The following is a 17,152-nucleotide window of genomic DNA, read 5'->3' on the forward strand; positions in this document are numbered from 1 at the left end:
CAGCACACGCAGTCCCAGAAGTCCCCCCAGAGAAGAGGAAGTCCCATGTTCACAGCACGAGGCAAGCGCTCCGTCTTCGCCGTCGGTCTCGTCGCCGCGGCGGCACTCGCCCTGACGGCCTGCGGATCGAGCGAGTCGCTCGGCGAGCCGGCCGACTCGGGTGAGAGCTCGGGCGGCGGCGACACGATCGTCGTCGGCTCGCAGGCGTACTACTCCAACGAGATCATTGCCGAGATCTACGCCCAGGCGCTCGAGGCCGACGGGCACACGGTCGACCGTCAGTTCAGCATCGGCCAGCGCGACGCGTACATGCCGGACGTCGAGTCCGGCGACATCGACGTCTTCCCCGAGTACACGGGCAGCCTGCTCGAGTACATCTCGGAGGACGAGGTCGACGTCACGAGCCCGGAGGACGTCTTCGCGGCCCTGCAGGAGGCACTGCCCGAGAGCCTCACGGCGCTCGACTTCGCCGAGGCGTCCGACCAGGACTCCTACACGGTACTGAAGAGCTTCGCCGAGGAGAACGACCTGACCACCATCGGCGACCTCTCGAAGGTCACGTCGCCGGTCACGATCGGCGCGGCCCCCGAGTTCGAGCAGCGTCCGTACAGCCCGGCCGCCGCCAAGGAGGTCTACGGCGTCGACCTCGCGTTCTCTGCCACCGGCCCGACGACGCTCGAGTCGCTGCTCGCCGGCGAGATCCAGGTCGCGGACATCTACACCGCCGACCCGGCCTTCGAGACCGAGGACATCGTCGCTCTCGAGGACCCGGAGAACCTGATCATCTCGTCGAACGTGGTGCCGATCGTCTCGAGCGAGATCGCCGACGACGTCGCCGACGTGCTCAACGCGATCAGCGCCAAGCTCACGGCGGAGGAGCTCGTCTCGCTCAACGTGCTGAGCACCGTCGACCAGCAGTCGTCGGAGGACATCGCGAAGAAGTGGCTCGAGGACAACGACCTCGTCTGAGTCGCGAGAACAGGGAGATGCCCGGGTCTGCGGACCCGGGCATCTCTGCGTTTCGGCCGCCTCAGGCCGTGCGTTCCGGCCGCCCCGCGGGCGTGCGTTCCGGTCGTCGGCGAGGCCGCGCGCGCTAGACCCGCGCGTCCTGCCTGGGGATCCAGACCTGCTTGACGATGATCAGGATGGAGGCCGCGACCGGCACCGCGACGAGCGCGCCGAGGAGGCCGAGCAGCGTGCCGCCGGCGAGGGCGCCGATCACGACGAGCGATCCCGGCACCGCCACCGCCTTGTTCATCACGCGCGGAGTGATGACGTAGGCCTCGATCTGCATGTACACGAGGTACACGATCGCGAAGATCAGCGCGGCGATCGGGTTCGTGAACAGCGCGAGGCTCGTGCCGATGATCCAGAAGATCACGGATCCGACCAGCGGGATGAGCGTGATGCAGAACGCCACCGTGGCCATCAGCGGCGGGAACGGCAGATCGAGGAACAGGTAGAGGAGGAACGCGAGCACGGCGTTGCAGAAGGCGAGCACAACCATGCCCATCACGTAGCCGCCGACCGAGTCCGTGATCTGGTCGGTGATGTCGGCGGCGCGGGCTCGATCGCGAGCCGGGGCGAGACGCAGCAGGCCCGTCTTCATCGCCGGCAGCGTCGCGAGGAAGTACAGCGTGAGCACGAGCACGACGATCACGCCGGAGATGGCGTTTGCGATCGAGGCGCCGATCTGCAGGGCACCGCCCCCGATCGCCGCGATGTTGCCCGGGTCGACGAGGAACTTCTGGACGTCGGCGACGAGGTCCTGGAACTGGTCGCCGAACTGGTCGTCGAGGGTCGCGTAGATGTCGGAGCGCGTGAACTCCTGGATCATGCCGGGCACGGATCGGACGAAGCTCGCGATCTGGTCGATGACGATCGGCAGCACCATCCAGAGGATCAGACCGACGACGACGATGAGTCCGAGGATGACGACGACGACCGACAGGGCCCGGGAGAGGCCGCGGCGCTCCAGGAAGCGCACGGACGGGTCGAGGCCCAGTGCGGCGAACAGGGCGAGCGCGATGTAGATCAGCACGGTCGACAGGCTCGTGAAGGCCAGGCCCAGCACCACGGCCGCCAGCCCGCCGAGCGTGAGCAGGAAGCCGAACACGAAGGGACGATCGATCCGCGTCCAGAACGAGCGGCTGGGCGTCATCGGCTCGATGATCACCGGGCGCGGCGCGGCCGCATGCTCGGTCTCGACCGCAGCCGTCTGCCCCGCGAACGGCGGCGTGGCAGCGGCATCCGGCAGTGAGGAGTCCTCGGACTGCTCTTCTTCGCTCATGTGCTCACGATAGCGTCCGCGCCGTCTGCGGCACCGGGGCGATCGTCGACGCATCGGACGACGGCGACCCGCGTTTCCGTAGAGTAGGGGGCATGACCGCCGCCGAAGATCCCCGGGCTGAACTCCTCCGACTGCGCGCCAGCATCGACAACATCGACGCCGCCCTCATCTTCATGCTCGCCGAGCGATTCCGCGCCACGCAGCAGGTGGGTCACCTCAAGGCCGCGCACGAGATGCCGGCGTCCGACCCGGGCCGCGAGGAGCAGCAGGTCGCGCGGCTGCGCGCCCTCGCGGAGGTCGCGCATCTCGACCCCGAGTTCGCGGAGAAGTGGTTCAACTTCGTGGTCGCCGAGGTGATCCGTCACCACACGGAAGCCGCAGAGGGCCGATGAGCCGGCCTTCCGGGCGAGCGACGGTGTGTGCAGCACTCGCTCGCCCGGGGGCCGAACTAAGTTTATTGAATAAACTATGACCGAGAGTACGCACGACGTACCGGTCTGTCAATGGAATCCGACCTCGGGAACCGCATGCTGAACGGCGACGACGCCCATGACACCCAGTCCTCCGTCCGGCGGGCCAACCTCCGTCGAGCGCTGCAGCTGGTGTTCCGCAGCCCGGGAGTCGAGACGCGCGCGGGCATCTCCCGCGCGACGGGACTCACCGCCGCCACGGCATCGTCGCTGGTCGCAGAGCTGATCGACAGCCGGCTCATCGTCGACGGAGCCCAGGCTCGGAGCACCGGAGGCAAGAGGGCGACGACGCTGACCATCGACGCCGAGCACCACCTCATCCTCGTGATGGTCCTCCGACCCACGGATGCGCGGATCGCCCTGGTCGCGCTCGACGGCACGGAGGTCGCCTCGCGCCGTATCGCCTACAGCGAGGGCACCAGGGATCGGACGCTCGAGGAGGCCGTCGCCGACATCGCCGCGGCATACGTCGACCGCCTGCTGATCGCCGGCATCCAGATCCCCGGTACCACCGACGGGCGCCGTGTGTTCGAGAGCGTGCAGCTGGGGTGGACGGACGTCGCCCTCGCCGATCGACTCGAGGCGCTGGTGAAGGCGCCGGTGCTGCTCGTCAACGACGTGGATGCCGAGGCGATCGCCGAGTCCGCGACCGAGGACGAGCCGTCGGGCTACCGGCTGTTCATCCACATCGGGACCGGGATCGGCGCCGCCGTCACGCTCGACGGCGAGCTCGCACCGGGGCCTCGCGACCGGGCGGGGGAGATCGGGCATGTGCAGGTGCAGTTCGGGGAGCATGCGCGGGTGTGCCGCTGCGGTCGACGGGGATGCCTCGAGTCGGCGTCGTCCATGACCGCCATGCTCGGGGACGGGTTCGACGACTCCCTCGACGACGAGGCGATCGCGGCGCTCGCCGCTGCGGCCGACGTAGACCGGCTGGCCGAGGGAGCGCGAGCCCTGGCGCGCACGATCAAGCTCATCGCGGCGGTGCTCGATGCGGCCGAGGTCGTGATCGGCGGCCCTGCGCGCGTTCTCGGGGACCGCTTCCTCCGCCTCGTGCAGGACGAGATGGACTACACCGCCACGGGCACGGCGAACGTGCCGGTCCGCTTCGCGGACGCCGATGCCTCGATCGCGACGGGTGTCGCCCAGGTGGCGCTGTCCAGTGCGCTCGGGGTCAGGTGGAGTCCGGCGCAGCTGCGCGCCGCATCCGTTCCCCGCGCCTGATCACGCGTTGCATCCCGGGTCAGCCGCCGAACTCGGCGTTGACCACCATCGGGGTGTGATTGACGCCGCAGGCGTCGCCGATGAGGTCGTTCAGGATCACGCCGGTCGAGATCTCACCGGGGATCCGCTCCGGGCTGCGCATCATCTCCAGCAGCTGGGTGAACCCCGGCGCCATGCTCGTCTCGGACGACGCGGCGAGCTCGTCGAGGTCGGCGGCCGCGGCATCGACGCGCGCGGTCCATTCGTCGAGGCCGAACGCCTGATAGGTCCCATAGCCCTGATCGGCGTTCATCAGGGCGCTGTAGATCTCGCCGAAGGCCGCGCATTCGGCGGCGATCGTCTCGTCGGTCTCGAACTCGTCGGCGGAGAAGTGCGGGGTCACGGTCCAGGCGACGCCATCGGGCACCCAGATGTACAGAGTGGGCGACGCGCTCTTCGCCACCGGCCAGTCCAGGGACTGGAGGCCGGTGCAGGTGCGCGCGAGCTGCACGTTGTCGAGCGACATCGCGGTCAACACACCGATCTCGAAACGCTCGCCGCCGGTGCACTCGACGTCGAGGGTCACGGAGCGCGCGCCCTCGGGGACGGGGAAGGGGACTCCCGGATGCGGCCACGTGGGTCCCACGCCCGAGATCGGCTCCGCAGAGAGATCCACGGCGACCGCCTCGGCCGTCACGGTCGGCGTGGGAGTGGCGTCGGCCGTCGGCCCGTCGCTCGCAGCCCCGCATCCGCTCAGTGCGATCGCGAGCGCCGCGATCCCCCCGGCCAGCATGATTCCGCGTCCAGCACGCATCGATCCCCCTCGGTCGTCTGCGACCTGTCTACCACTCGTGCGGACGTCTCCGGCGCCGAGCCGACGACCTACTTCACGCTGCCGGCCGTGAGACCTCCGACGAGACGCTTCTCGATGAGCATGAACAGGATGACGACGGGCAGGATCGCGACGATCGAGACGCCGAACACATACTGCCAGCTGGTCTCGTACTGCCCGACGAACTTCGTCAGGGCGACGGAGAGGGGCTGGTTCTTGTCGGTCGACAGGATCACGAGCGAGGCCGCGAACTCGTTCCAGCACGCGACGAACGTGAAGACGATCGCGGTCACGATGCCGGGCCACACGAGCGGCAGGTTGATCTTGAAGAGCACGGTGAAGCGCCCGGCGCCGTCGATCTGGGCGGCCTCGTCGACCTCCTTCGGGATGCCGGCGAAGAAGGAGTGCATGATCCACACCGCGAACGACAGGTTGAACGCCGCGTTGATGAAAATCATCGCCGCCCAGGTGTCGCCGAGTCCCAGCACCGTGAACTGGCGGAAAAGGCCCGACGTCAGTACGGCGGGCTGCAGCATCTGCGTGACGATCACGAGGAACAGGAACACCATGCGCCCGGGGAACTTGAACCGCGCCGTGTAGTACGCCGCGGGCAGGGAGACCAGCAGCACGAGGAGCGTCGCGAAGACCGCGATGACGATGGTCGAGACGAGGTTGTAGGGCAGAGGCGTCTCGGGGGTCGACCACATCGAGATGTAGTTCTCCCAGTGCCATTCGATCGGCAGGTAGGTCGGGTCGACGGATCGGATCTGCGGCTTCGTCTTCACGGAGCCGAAGAACATGATCACGTACGGCAGCACGAAGATCGCGAGCACCAGGATGCCGGCGGCGGTGCGCAGGATCACCCGCGGCAGCGTGACCTGGTCCTCCGTGTAGCGGCGCGTGCGTCCCGGGATGCGGGGGGCGGCGTCGTCCCCCGCGGTGGTGACGAGGGCGGTCTCGGTCATGGTCACGATCAGACCTCCTTCATGGGCTTGACGGCCTTGACGTAGATCGCGACGATCACGATCACGATGAGGAAGGCGACGACGGACAGCGCGCTCGCGACGTCGACCTTCTTCTGCAGCTCGATGTACTTGAAGATCATCGTCATGATCGTGTCGGCCCCGTAGCCGGGGATCGAGCCGGTCATGACCTTGAGGATCGGCAGCGAGTTGAAGACGTTGATGATGTTGATGAGCACGGCGACCGCGAGGGCGCTGCGCAGCTGGGGCAGGATGATCGTCCAGTACGTGCGCATCGCGCCGGCGCCGTCCATCTTCGCGGCCTCGAGGGTGTCGGAGGGCACCGTCTGGAGTCCGGCGAGGATCGTGTAGGTCGTGAAGGGGAGTGAGACGAAGATCGCGATCACGATCGACCAGGCGAACGCGGTGGCCGGATTCTTCGTCCAGCCGTACCCCACGGCGTCGTCGGAGAGTCCGATGTCGTAGAGGAACTTGTTGAACACCCCGAAGTACGGCTCGAGGCTGTAGTAGAAGACCATCGTCGTCATCACGACGGATGCCGCCCAGGGCACGATCACCGCCATGCGCACGATCTGACGCCCGGGGAACGCCTTGTTGAGGATCTGAGCGAGTCCCAGCGAGATGATCACGGTGAACCCGACGACCACGACGACCCAGACGATCGTGCGGAACAGGATCGGCCAGAACTCCGCGAACGTGAAGACCGTCACGAAGTTGTCGAAGCCGACCGACCCCTTGTCGAGCCCGGACAGCGAGATGTCGCGCGTGGAGTTGAAGAACATGACTCCGGCGGGGAACAGCACGACGCCGATGATGAGGAGGAGTGCGGGGGCGATCCAGGGGAGGGCCTGGAGCAGGTCCTTCCCGCCGGGCCGACCCCTCGAGGCCCGTGCGCTGCGCGCGGTGCCCGGGGTGCGGGGGCGGCCGGTGGCCGCCCCCGCGAGGTTCGAGGATTCTCTGGTCTGGCTCATGGGAACTCCCGAACCTTTCCGTCGCGTGGTGTCAGCAGGGTCGACGGGTCAGCCCGCGTCGACCTGCGCCTGGATCTCGGTGAGCACGTCCTGGGCCGGCTTCGTCTGCAGCTGGCCGAAGAGCGACTTGAACGCGCCGTCGGTGGCCGACCACTTCGGGTTCGTCGACGGGTAGAACTGCGCGTCGGGCAGGACCTCGAGGAACGGCGCGAGCGCCTCCTCGCCCGAGAGCTGCTCGGCACCGGACTTGGTGACGGGCAGGAAGCCCTCGGCCTGCACCCACGGCACGTACACGTCGGCGGAGTAGTAGTAGTCGAAGAAGGCCGTGATCGCCTCCTGCTTGTCCCCGTCGTTCTGGAACGCCATCAGCTGGTCCATGACGCCCAGGGTGAAGGGCGAGCCGTCCTTCGTGGGGATCGGGACGATGGAGTAGTCGAGCTCCGGGTTGCCGTCGGCGATCTGGCCCACCGTCGGCGGGAGGCCCACCTGCATGCCGATCTTGCCCTGGATGAAGATGTCCATCAGGGGCGAGCGCTGCGTCGAGCCCGGGTCGGCCTGGGTGGCGCCCGCGTCGATCATCTTCTTGATCTGCTCGGCGCCGGCGAGGTTCTCCGGGGTGTCGATCGTGATCTCCGACGCATCGCCGAACGATCCGCCGCCGCCCCAGAGCCACACGGCCGCCTCGGCCTGAGCCTCCTCGGAGCCGAGCGGCATCCCGTATCCGGAGACGCCGCCGCCGAGGGCGGACACCTTGGTCGCGGCATCCAGAAGCTCGTCCCAGGTCTTCGGGGCCTCGACGCCCGCCTGCTGCAGCAGCGCGTTGTTGACGAACAGCGCGCGAGCCGACGCGATCAGGGGCAGCGCGTAGGCGGTGCCGTCGACCTCGGCGTTCGCGAGGAAGGCGTCCTGGAAGTCGGAGTACGTCTCCTCCGAGACGACGTCCTCGACCGGGTAGAGCAGCTCATCGCCGACGAAGCCCGCGAACGGACCTCCGTTGTAGATGTCGGGAGCCTCGCCCGCCTGGATCTTGGTGGAGACGACCTTCTCGAGGTTGTCCCACGACTGCACCTCGAGCTCGACGGTGATGTCCGGGTTCTCCTTCTCGAATCCCTCGATCACGTCCTCCCACAGACCCTTGGTCGCGTCGGAGTAGCTCGGGACGAGGAGGTCGAGCGTCGTGCCGCCGTCAGCGTCGCCGCTGTCGCCGCCGGTCGAGCCTCCGAACCCGCACGAAGCGAGCGTGAGCGTGGCGGTGGCCGCGAGAGCGACCGCGCCGAATCGCAGTGACTTCTTCATAGGTGGTGCATTCCTCACTGTGTCGGGAGCTGCTCCGCAGAGCAGCGGGGGTGCCGTCCAGCGGATCGGCGGTCGTGCACAGTCGCGAACACTTCACGCGACGGTGCGTGCGGTCCTCGCCTTCCGCGGGCGGTGACCGGGTGAGCCTGTTCGGGCCCGGAGGTGCAGTCCGCGCCCGAGGGCGGCGGATCGGGGTGAAACTTGTTCGATTATTTGTCAGGAGAATAAACAAATCAAGGAGAACCTTGCGGAGATTCTCGATGCCGAAATACTATGATCGAATCAGTGTCTAAACAATCACAAACTTGCAACTTCTGGTCCGGAGGGCCCTCGTCATGACTGAACTTCTGCCCGGCGCGCACATGCGCGAAGAACTGCACTCGCAGCCCGAGACCTGGGCGAGGGCGGCGGACCTCCGTGACGCGCAGGCCCTTCTGCCGGCATCCGGCGCTCGCATCGCGGTCGTGGGCTGCGGCACCTCCTGGTTCATCGCCCAGTCGTATGCCGCGCTGCGCGAGTCCTCCGGCCACGGCGAGACCGACGCCTTCGCGGCGTCGGAGGCGTTCGTCGACCGCGGCTACGACGCCGTCGTCGCGCTGACGCGGTCGGGCACCACGACGGAGGTGCTCGAGCTCGTCGACCGCGTCAAGGGGCGCATCCCCACCGTCGGCGTGATCGGCGACCCGAGCTCTCCGCTCGTGTCGCTCGTCGATGACGCCGCGCTGCTGCCGTTCGCCGACGAGCAGTCCGTCGTGCAGACGCGGTTCGCCACCACCGCTCTCGCGCTCTTCCGTGCCTCTCTGGGCGAAGACCTCACGACCGCGATCGACGATGCGGCCGCCGTGCTCCGCGAGGAGGACGACGACGCCGGGCTCCGCGACGCCGAGCAGTACTCGTTCCTCGGACGCGGCTGGACCATCGGGCTCGCGCACGAGGCGGCTCTGAAGCTGCGCGAGTCCTCGCAGTCGTGGACGGAGTCGTATCCGTCGATGGATTACCGCCACGGTCCGATCGCGATCGCCGCGCCCGGGCGCGTGACCTGGCAGTTCGGCGAGGCGCCGGAGGGGCTGAGGGAGCAGGTCGAGGCGACCGGGGCCCGTTTCGTGCAGCATCCGGTCGACCCGATGGCCGACCTCGTGCGGCTGCATCGCGTCGCCCTCGATCGAGCCGTCGCTCGCGGTCTCGACCCCGACCAGCCCCGCAACCTCACCCGGTCCGTCATCCTGGACGCATGACACGACCCGCACGGAGCACCCGATGACGAGTCCCGACGAGACGACGCGCATCCCCGACGTCGTCCGCGACGCCTCGGGAGAGCGGCTGGCCGCCGCGCGCGCGATCGGCCCGGGGGCGCCCGTCCTGGCCTTCGACGTGGGCGGCACCGACATCAAGTCCGCGCTCTTCGACGCCGACGGCAGGGCGCTCGGCCTGCGCCGTACGCCGACGCCGACCGCCGACGGCGACCGCACCGAGGCGCTGATCGCGCGTCTCGGCGTGCTCGCCGGCGAGCTGCGCGCGGCTCATCCCGACGTGACCCCGCGAGCGGCGGGCCTCGTCGTGCCGGGCATCGTCGACGCGGAGGCGGGACTCGGCGTCTTCGCGAGCAACCTCGGGTGGACGAACGCCCCGCTGCGCGAGCTGGCCGCTGCGGAGCTCGGACTCCCCGTCGCCTTCGACCACGACGTGCGGGCCGCGAGCTGGGCCGAACACGTGCTCGGCGGAGCGCGCGCGTATGAGAATTCGGTCGTGCTGGTGATCGGCACCGGCATCGCGGGGGCGCTGCTGGTCGGCGGCCGGCCGTACACGGCGGGCGGCTACGCGGGCGAGATCGGCCACTCGCCCATCGCCGACGGGCCCGTCTGCGCGTGCGGAGCCCGCGGATGCCTCGAGGCCGTAGCCTCCGCAGGAGCCATCGCCCGCCGCTACCGCGATGCGACCGGCGTGACGCCCGACGGCGCGAAGGACGTGATCGCCCGCGCGGCCGCCGGCGATCCGATCGCCGCCGACATCTGGGACTCGGCCCTCGACGCGCTCACCCTGTCGCTGGCACAGCTCACCGCGGTGGTCGCCCCCGAGGCCGTGGTCATCGGCGGCGGTCTCTCCCGCGCCGGGGGAGCGCTGTTCGACGAGCTGCGGACCCGTCTGGCGGCACGGCTGAGCTTCCACCGCATCCCCGACCTCGTGCCGGCCGAGCTGTCCGGCAACGCCGGCATCCTCGGCGCCGCGCTCCGCGCGAGGGAGGTCGCATGATCGTCACCGTCACCCCGAATCCCGCGCTCGACCTGACCTGGCGCGTCGACCGGCTGACCGTCGGCGAGACGCACCGAGCGGATGCCGGCGCGGTGCGGGCCGGCGGGAAGGGCCTCAACGTCGCCAGGGTCCTGCATGCCGAGGGCGCCTCGGTGCTCGCGATCTCCACCGCGGGAGGGCGCACCGGGATCGAACTCGCGGCCGAGCTCGCCGCGAGCGGCGTTCCGCATCGTCTCGTCCAGGTCGGGGGCGCCACGCGCCGGAGCGTCGCCATCGTGGACGAGCACCTCGGCGACACGACCGTCGTCAACGAGCGCGGGATCAATCCGACGGATGCCGAGTGGGCGGCGCTGTTCGGCGAGGTCGTCGACGCGCTGCCCGGCGCCCGCGTGCTCGTGGTGTCGGGCAGTCTGCCGCCGGGCGCCCCCGACACTCTCGTGCCGCTGCTGATCGGCACCGCGCGGGATGCCGGTGTGCCGGCGATCGTCGACACCTCGGGTGACGCGCTTCTGCGCGCGGCGGACGCCGGAGCATCCGTCCTCAAGCCCAATGCGGCCGAACTCCTCGACGCCACCGGGATACCCGATCCCGTCGACGGCGCCCGCTCGCTGATCGACCGCGGCGCGGAGCTCGTGCTGGTGTCGCTCGGCGCTGACGGGATGCTCGCCGTCACCGCGTCCGAGGTCGTCCACGCGCGACTCGACTCCGCGCTCTCGGGCAATCCGACCGGCGCCGGAGACGCCGCGGTGGCCGCATGTGCCGCCCTGCTCGCCGACGGCATCCGGTCTCCCGAGGCGCTCCTGCGCCGCGCCACCGCATGGTCGGCGGCCGCCGTGCTGATGCCGCTCGCCGGCGAGATCTCCGACGAGTGGACGACGCTCGAGCGGCGTCTCGTCGTCGGCCCCCGCACCACCGACGTCTGAGAGGACACCCGTGACACTCGTCCCCGCTCGTGAGCTGGTGACCGACGCCGCGCGCCGCGGCACCGGCATCGGCGCCTTCAACGTGATCCACCTCGAGACCGCGGAGGCGCTCGTCCGCGCCTCCGCGCAGGCGCAGCTGCCGGTGATCCTGCAGATCTCGCAGAACTGCGCCGACTACCACGGGGGCCTCGAGCCGATCGCGCTCGCGACTCTGGCGGTGGCCCGTCGGGCGGAGACCCCCGTCGCCGTGCACCTCGACCATGCCGAGCGTCCCGACCTCGTCGACGAGGCGATCGGGCTCGGGTTCGGCTCGGTGATGTTCGATGGCGGAGCGCTGCCGTACGACGAGAACGTCGCTCTCACCGCCGCCGTGACCGAGCGCGCACATGCCGCGGGCGTGTACGTCGAGGGTGAGCTCGGCGAGGTCGGCGGCAAGGACGGGGCGCACGCTCCCGGCGTCCGCACCGACCCCGCCGAGGCGCGCGCCTTCGTCGAGGCGACCGGCGTCGACGCCCTCGCCGTCGCGGTGGGATCGTCGCACGCGATGACCGACCGCACCGCCTCCCTCGACCTGTCCCTGATCGCTCGGCTGCGCGACGCGCTGGCGGTGCCCCTCGTCCTCCACGGGTCGTCCGGCGTCGCCGACGACGTGCTCGCCGACGCCGTGCGCGCCGGGATGACGAAGATCAACGTCTCGACGCACCTCAACGGCTTCTTCACGCGCGCGATCCGGTCGGCCCTCGACGCCGACCATCGGCTGGTCGACTCGCGGAAGTACCTGGCCCCTGCACGCGAGGCGCTCGCCGACGAGGCCGCGCGGATGCTGCGCCTGTTCGCGCTGGCAGGATGAGCACATGAAGCGCGCCGCCCGACTCCACGCGATCCTCGACCTGCTGGCCGCGGACGGCGAGGTGACCGTCGACGACCTGGTCGAGCGGTTCGGGGCGTCGGCGGCGACGACGAGGCGCGACCTCGACTCCCTCGCCGAGCAGCGGCTGCTCACCCGCACGCACGGCGGCGCCGTGGCGCACTCGGTCGCGTACGAGCTGCCGATCCGGTACAAGAGCCATCTCCGCTCGCAGCAGAAGGAGAGCATCGCCCAGGCCGCCGCCGCGCTGGTCACTCCCGGCATGGTGGTGGGGCTGTCGGGCGGCACGACGACGACGGCCATCGCGGCCGCGCTCGCCGCCCGTGACGATCTCGCGGCGGGACCGGGCATCACGGTCGTGACGAACGCGGTCAACATCGCCGCGCAGCTCGCGACCCGCCCCGACATCAAGGTGGTCGTGACGGGCGGCGTGATCCACTCGCGCAGCTACGAGCTGGTCGGCCCCTTCGTCGAGCAGCTGCTGAGAGGCGTGCGCCTCGACGTGGCGTTCATCGGCGTCAACGGCATCGATGCCGCCGCCGGCGCGAGCACGCAGGACGAGCGGGAGGCCGCGGTGAACCGGATGATGGCCGAGCGCGCACGCCGCGCGATCGTCGTCACCGACAGCAGCAAGATCGGGGTCGTCGCCTTCGCGGCCGTCGGCGGCGCGGAGCTGTTCCCCGTGCTCCTCACCGACGACGGGGCGGATGCCGCGGCCCTCGCCGACCTGCGCGCGGCCGGCTTCGAGGTCGTCGTCGCCTGAGGACTGAGCGCTTCGAAACGCGCCGGGCGAACTCCTTATGGGGATGCCGCGACCCCTCTCGCGACATCCCCGGAGCAGATGGTGTCCGTCGTGCCTCACACTCCCCAGTGCACGAGGCTTTCCCCAGAATCCGACTGCGCCTCCCTCGCGCTTCGTCACCGAAGCCCTCCGCATGGCACCTTCTGCAGATAAGGAGCACGGTGCCGATGGTCTGATACACCGACTGGAGAAAAGTGTCAGAATCCGCTGCCGTGGCAGTGGAACGGCGCGCGAAGACCGGTCGAGTCGGATGCCGCGGCGAGGGCGAGCGCGGGAGCGGCCCCCTTCGCGAGCTCGTCGTGCACCGCGCCGAGCAGCTCGCACGCGACGTCGTCGGGCACCACGACGGGAGCGGCGATGACGCACCGCGTGCCGGCGTGCAGCCAGACCCTGGTCATGCCGAGAGCCTCCTCGCCCCAGCGCACCGACGACCGGCCGAGCTCGCAGGCCGAGAGCACGACGGTCTCGGGGGCGTGCGGGATCAGGTCGACGTCGTAGCCGAAGAGCGTTCCGTCGACGAGCTCGAATCCGGAGAACAGCGGGTTGTCGACGGCGTGCCGTCCGTGGGCGGCGATGTGCAGCACGTCGACCCGTTCGGCGAGCTCCGTGACGGCGGACACACGGGCGGATCCGCCGACGAGGACCTCGGCGTCGCTCCACGCGGCGGCCGCGGTGCGCACCTCCTCCTCGGCCCTGGCCACGCGTGGCCCCGCGGCGAACCCGGCGGTGCGCGGCGACCGGCCCGCACGCGCATCGCGATCGGCGAGCCACCGGGAGACGGAGGTCGCGAGTGTGAACGGCGTGCGGGCCATGCCGGGGAGCATGGCCCACGGGATCCCGGCGAGGATGCCGGGGATGGTGAGCACGAGGCGGCTCGCGTCGCCTGCCGCGGCGCGGACGGGGGCGAGCAGGGCGTCGTCGATCGAGGTCAGCCGGTCGTCGAGCGAGCGGGCGACGACCCGGGCCATGGGACCGCCGTGTGTGAGCGCGGCGACGTCGAGGTCGGCGCGGAGGCCGTCGAGGGCGGCCTCGACCCGCGGCCACGACAGCGTCACGATCGACGAGCCGGATGCCGTGACGACGACGCACAGCAGCTCGGCGCGCGTGTAGACGTAGGCGAGCACCGCGGTGTCCGCATCGAGGCGCGAGGCGGCGTCCCGCAGATCCACGCGTCCGCGATTGCCGCCGGCACCGGTCGACGACCACTGCCGCTCGCGCACCCGGTCGCGCAGCTCGCGCACCCGTGGATCGGTCGTCCAGTCCGAGCCCGCGAGGTCGGCGCGCAGCATCCGCAGCTCGGCGAGGTCGGCGGCGAGGTCGTCGTCGGGCGGAGGGCGCACCGGCGCGACCTGCTGACTCAGGTGGCGGGCGCGTTCCGACCACTCGAACATCACCTCGGGGTCGCGCGACCGTGCCGCCGCGCGCAGACCGGCGAACATCAGCTCCGTGCCGTGCATCGCGACGGACGCCTGCAGGTCGAGCGCGCCGAACGACTGCTGCCAGGAGGTGAGCAGGTCCAGCCCCTCGGCGGCGGCGCGGCGGGCCTCGCCATCCCTGCCGGCCGCGGCCGCCCGGAGCGCGCGCACCTCGTGGGCGCGCAGGCGCAGCGGCGTCGGGGCGTCGGCGGTGAGCCGCGGCATCCGTCCGCCGTCGGCGAGCCGGGCGGTCAGCGTGAGCGCCGCGGCCTCGGTGCGGAAGCCGCCGGCGGTGAGCGCACGCGCGGTGCGGCGGAGCGCCTCGGCGTCCTGCGGCGCCTGCGGTCGGGCGAGCGCCCTGGCCTCGAGGCGGACGGCCTCGGAGCGTGCGGCCCAGCCGTCGCTGCCGAGGTCCGCGAACCGGCGGGACGCGGTCGCCGCCGCCCGTTCGGCCGCCCGAGGATCATGGCGCAGCAGAGAGCGGGCGAGGTGGAACTCGGCCTCGCCGCGCGCCTGGCGCATGCGCTGTGCGCCGAACTGCACGGCGACGGCGCCGAGGAGCTCCTCCGCCTCGGTCGAGAGCCCGGCGTCGCGCAGCACCTCGGCCCGATCGAGGTCGCTGATCGCGGCGGCGAGGTCGCTCGAGGCCGCGAGGATCGGTCGGGACCCGGTCATGAGGGCCAGGGCCGTGACGAGGTCGCCGGCGAGCAGCGCGGCGTACCCGAGGTTGTGGCGCGCCTCGGCGAGGGGCTCCTGCTGGCCGTGCGCCTCGAACGCGGCGATGGCACGCTCGAGGTCGGTGCGGCAGTCGTCGAGGAGGTGCCGCTGCATGCTCACGATCGACCGGCTCATCAGGAGGTTGGCCTGTTCGACCGAGCCCTCCTCGAGGGCGTCGATGGCCGACGAGAGGTGCTCGTCGGCCTCGTGGAGACGGCCGCCGTGCATGAGCAGCGTTCCCAGCTGTCCGTGGAGGATCGCGAGGGTCTCGCCGCTCAGGCCGGGGCGCGCGAGGGCGCTGCGGGACAGTCGTTCGGCCTCGGCGGGCTCACCCGTCTGGGCCAGCACGTACGAGAGGGTGCCGTCGATGCGTGCGCGGAGGTCGTCGTCGTCCGTGCGGGCGGCCGCCGACGCGAGGGCGCGCCGCGCCTGCGCGAACCGCCGCGAGTTGGCCGCTTCGACACCGCGCCGATGCAGCTCGCGCGCAGACAGGGGCATCCACCCAGAATGCCGGGATGCGGCGCGGGAGGGAAGCCCGGCATCCGATCGGCCGTCTCCCGCCGCTAGCCGACCCGCGGGGTGGGCAGCGTCGCCAGCACGGCGGCGACCGCCTTGGCGACGCCCCCCGGTGCCAGGCCGCTCGTCGGAACCGCGCCCAGCTGAGCGGCGATGCGCCCGGCGACGAAGGGCGCCGAGAACGAGGTGCCGCTCCACGTCGCGAATCCGCCCCGGTAGTCGTCGGGGTCGATCGTCTCCCGATGCAGCCCGTCGACGTCGGCCCGCGTCGCGGCCTGTTCGCCGCCGACGAATGCCGGCGAGGTGCTGAGCACGGCGGCGCCCGGCGCGAAGACCCGCACCCAGGGACCGACGTTCGAGAACAGGGCGACGGAGTGCCCCGAGGGGTTCAGGGCGCCGACCGAGACGAGCGGGGCGTGGCGGTCGGCGGGGATGCCGTTGTCCGCCCCGGGCCAGGGCCAGAGCGAGGCGGGGAACGAGGGCCGGTCGATCGCGTCGTTGCCCGCCGAGCAGACCACGACGCAGCCCAGCTCCCGCGCCTTCGTGAGGATCGCCTCGAGCGTGCGACTGAAGAATCCGTCCTCGGGGGTCTCGTGGTAGTACCCGAGCGAGAGGTTGAGCACGTCGATCGGGTGGCCGGTCTTCGGGTCCTCCCGATGGCGACGCAGGAGCTCGACCACCTGCGCGACCGTGAGCAGGAACGTGCTCTCGTCGATCACGCCCAGCGCCCCCGCCATCCGGATCGACAGGATGTCGGCATCCGGGGCCGTCTGTCGGATGATGCCCGCGATGAACGTCCCGTGCCCGGCGACCGCGTCGATCTCCCCGTCGAGCTGCCCGTACAGATCGGGGTACTTCTCGGGGTCGGCATCGTCGGTGAGCCCGATCGGCATGCCGTCGATCTCGGCGTGGCGCGTGACGACGTCGTCGGGGAGCCACTCGTGCACCCCGCATCCGGTGTCGAGCACCGCCACGACCGGCCGCCGGCCGCGCTTCGGAGCCGCACCCCGCAGCGGAGCGGGTCCCACCCAGGTCACGGGCTGCCGGGCTCCGCGTCCCGGCTCGAGGTAGTCGTCGCTGCCTCCGGCCCCGGCGCCGCGCACCGGGTTGGTGCGGCTGAACGGGTTGGTGCGGCTGAAGGGGTTCGTACGGCTGAACGGATTGAGACCCACCGGGTCGATCGACAGCACGTGCTCGAGGCTCGTCCGCGGCATCGTGCTGCGGGTGCTGCGACGCGCGCGCTGCAGCACGCGCCAGGCGTCGGGCGGCACCGGAGATTCGCCGCGTTCAGGGGCGTCGGGGGTGGTGAGGTGCGCGCGCAGGAACCCGGGGACGCCCGGAAGCAGCGGGCCGGCCGCGAGGCGGGATTCCGGCGACTCGATGTCGAGGCTCCAGCCGAAGGACGCGGCGGCCTCGCGGAGCGCGAGGATCTCCCGGTCATAGCCCTCGTCGTCGCTGTCGCGGTCGTCGGTGATCAGGAGTCGCTGCGGCAGATACGCGGTCGGGAACGCACGGATGCCGTCGACCGGCTCGACCGTCGGATCGAGTGCGGTTCCTCGCCGGATCGACCCCTCTGCGCGATCCTGCCAGCTCCATCCCCTGGGCTGCTCCATCGT

At 70.8% G+C, this 17,152-nt stretch carries 15 protein-coding genes; 8 read left to right on the forward strand and 7 right to left on the reverse strand.

The window, feature by feature from the left end; all coding sequences use genetic code 11:
• The first annotated feature begins 45 nt into the window (after positions 1-45).
• A complete protein-coding gene (locus A4X16_RS03255) occupies positions 46-969 on the forward strand; it encodes an ABC transporter substrate-binding protein (protein ID WP_067116268.1) in 924 nt (307 codons plus the stop codon).
• Positions 970-1,093: 124 nt separating this feature from the next.
• Here the strand turns inward: A4X16_RS03255 and A4X16_RS03260 are convergent, their stop codons facing one another.
• On the reverse strand, positions 1,094-2,290 hold the full coding sequence (locus A4X16_RS03260; RefSeq protein WP_067116271.1) for an AI-2E family transporter: 1,197 nt from the start codon (positions 2,288-2,290) through the stop codon (positions 1,094-1,096).
• Between the two features lie 92 nt (positions 2,291-2,382).
• On the opposite strand from A4X16_RS03260, the gene A4X16_RS03265 reads away from it, so the two are divergent.
• Both A4X16_RS03265 and A4X16_RS03270 read left to right on the forward strand, forming a co-directional pair.
• The gene (locus A4X16_RS03265) at positions 2,383-2,682 is read left to right on the forward strand and encodes a chorismate mutase (protein ID WP_067116274.1); all 300 of its coding nucleotides are present in this window, start codon (positions 2,383-2,385) and stop codon (positions 2,680-2,682) included.
• Positions 2,683-2,793: 111 nt separating this feature from the next.
• The gene (locus A4X16_RS03270; protein ID WP_231880253.1) at positions 2,794-3,984 is read left to right on the forward strand and encodes an ROK family protein; all 1,191 of its coding nucleotides are present in this window, start codon (positions 2,794-2,796) and stop codon (positions 3,982-3,984) included.
• A gap of 19 nt (positions 3,985-4,003) precedes the next feature.
• On the opposite strand, the gene A4X16_RS03275 is transcribed toward A4X16_RS03270, so the two are convergent.
• The 4 genes from A4X16_RS03275 to A4X16_RS03290 form a co-directional block, all read right to left on the reverse strand.
• Positions 4,004-4,777 carry a hypothetical protein gene (locus A4X16_RS03275; RefSeq protein WP_157559934.1) on the reverse strand — a complete coding sequence of 258 codons (774 nt, stop codon included), beginning with the start codon at positions 4,775-4,777 and terminating at the stop codon, positions 4,004-4,006.
• A 68-nt stretch (positions 4,778-4,845) separates the two neighbouring features.
• The gene (locus tag A4X16_RS03280; RefSeq protein WP_231880259.1) at positions 4,846-5,760 is read right to left on the reverse strand and encodes a carbohydrate ABC transporter permease; all 915 of its coding nucleotides are present in this window, start codon (positions 5,758-5,760) and stop codon (positions 4,846-4,848) included.
• Between the two features lie 8 nt (positions 5,761-5,768).
• Positions 5,769-6,749 carry a carbohydrate ABC transporter permease gene (locus A4X16_RS03285; protein WP_067116278.1) on the reverse strand — a complete coding sequence of 327 codons (981 nt, stop codon included), beginning with the start codon at positions 6,747-6,749 and terminating at the stop codon, positions 5,769-5,771.
• Positions 6,750-6,797: 48 nt separating this feature from the next.
• The gene (locus A4X16_RS03290) at positions 6,798-8,045 is read right to left on the reverse strand and encodes an extracellular solute-binding protein (protein ID WP_067116281.1); all 1,248 of its coding nucleotides are present in this window, start codon (positions 8,043-8,045) and stop codon (positions 6,798-6,800) included.
• A 335-nt stretch (positions 8,046-8,380) separates the two neighbouring features.
• Here A4X16_RS03290 and A4X16_RS03295 point away from each other — a divergent pair, with 335 nt between their 5' ends.
• From A4X16_RS03295 to A4X16_RS03315, 5 genes are read left to right on the forward strand one after another with little or no spacing between them, the layout of a single operon-like run.
• A complete protein-coding gene (locus tag A4X16_RS03295; protein ID WP_067116284.1) occupies positions 8,381-9,280 on the forward strand; it encodes an SIS domain-containing protein in 900 nt (299 codons plus the stop codon).
• A gap of 22 nt (positions 9,281-9,302) precedes the next feature.
• Complete coding sequence (locus A4X16_RS03300; RefSeq protein WP_082914248.1) at positions 9,303-10,295, forward strand: ROK family protein; 993 nt, start codon at positions 9,303-9,305, stop codon at positions 10,293-10,295.
• Positions 10,292-11,218, forward strand: coding sequence for a 1-phosphofructokinase family hexose kinase (locus A4X16_RS03305; RefSeq protein ID WP_067116286.1), 927 nt, complete (start codon positions 10,292-10,294; stop codon positions 11,216-11,218). Before A4X16_RS03300 ends, A4X16_RS03305 begins: the two co-directional genes overlap by 4 nt.
• A gap of 10 nt (positions 11,219-11,228) precedes the next feature.
• The gene (locus A4X16_RS03310; protein WP_067116290.1) at positions 11,229-12,068 is read left to right on the forward strand and encodes a class II fructose-bisphosphate aldolase; all 840 of its coding nucleotides are present in this window, start codon (positions 11,229-11,231) and stop codon (positions 12,066-12,068) included.
• Between the two features lie 4 nt (positions 12,069-12,072).
• Positions 12,073-12,849: a DeoR/GlpR family DNA-binding transcription regulator gene (locus A4X16_RS03315; protein ID WP_067116293.1), complete on the forward strand. Its 777-nt coding sequence runs from the start codon at positions 12,073-12,075 to the stop codon at positions 12,847-12,849.
• A gap of 236 nt (positions 12,850-13,085) precedes the next feature.
• On the opposite strand, the gene A4X16_RS03320 is transcribed toward A4X16_RS03315, so the two are convergent.
• Together A4X16_RS03320 and A4X16_RS03325 are read right to left on the reverse strand one after the other, a co-directional pair.
• Positions 13,086-15,518 (reverse strand): CHAT domain-containing protein, encoded by a 2,433-nt coding sequence (locus A4X16_RS03320; protein ID WP_067116296.1) that lies wholly within the window; start codon positions 15,516-15,518, stop codon positions 13,086-13,088.
• A 65-nt stretch (positions 15,519-15,583) separates the two neighbouring features.
• Positions 15,584-17,149, reverse strand: coding sequence for a S8 family peptidase (locus A4X16_RS03325; RefSeq protein ID WP_067116299.1), 1,566 nt, complete (start codon positions 17,147-17,149; stop codon positions 15,584-15,586).
• Between the last annotated feature and the right edge of the window lie 3 nt (positions 17,150-17,152).

Origin of the sequence: Microbacterium sp. H83, from assembly GCF_001650405.1 — a bacterium.
Taxonomy (GTDB): domain Bacteria; phylum Actinomycetota; class Actinomycetes; order Actinomycetales; family Microbacteriaceae; genus Microbacterium.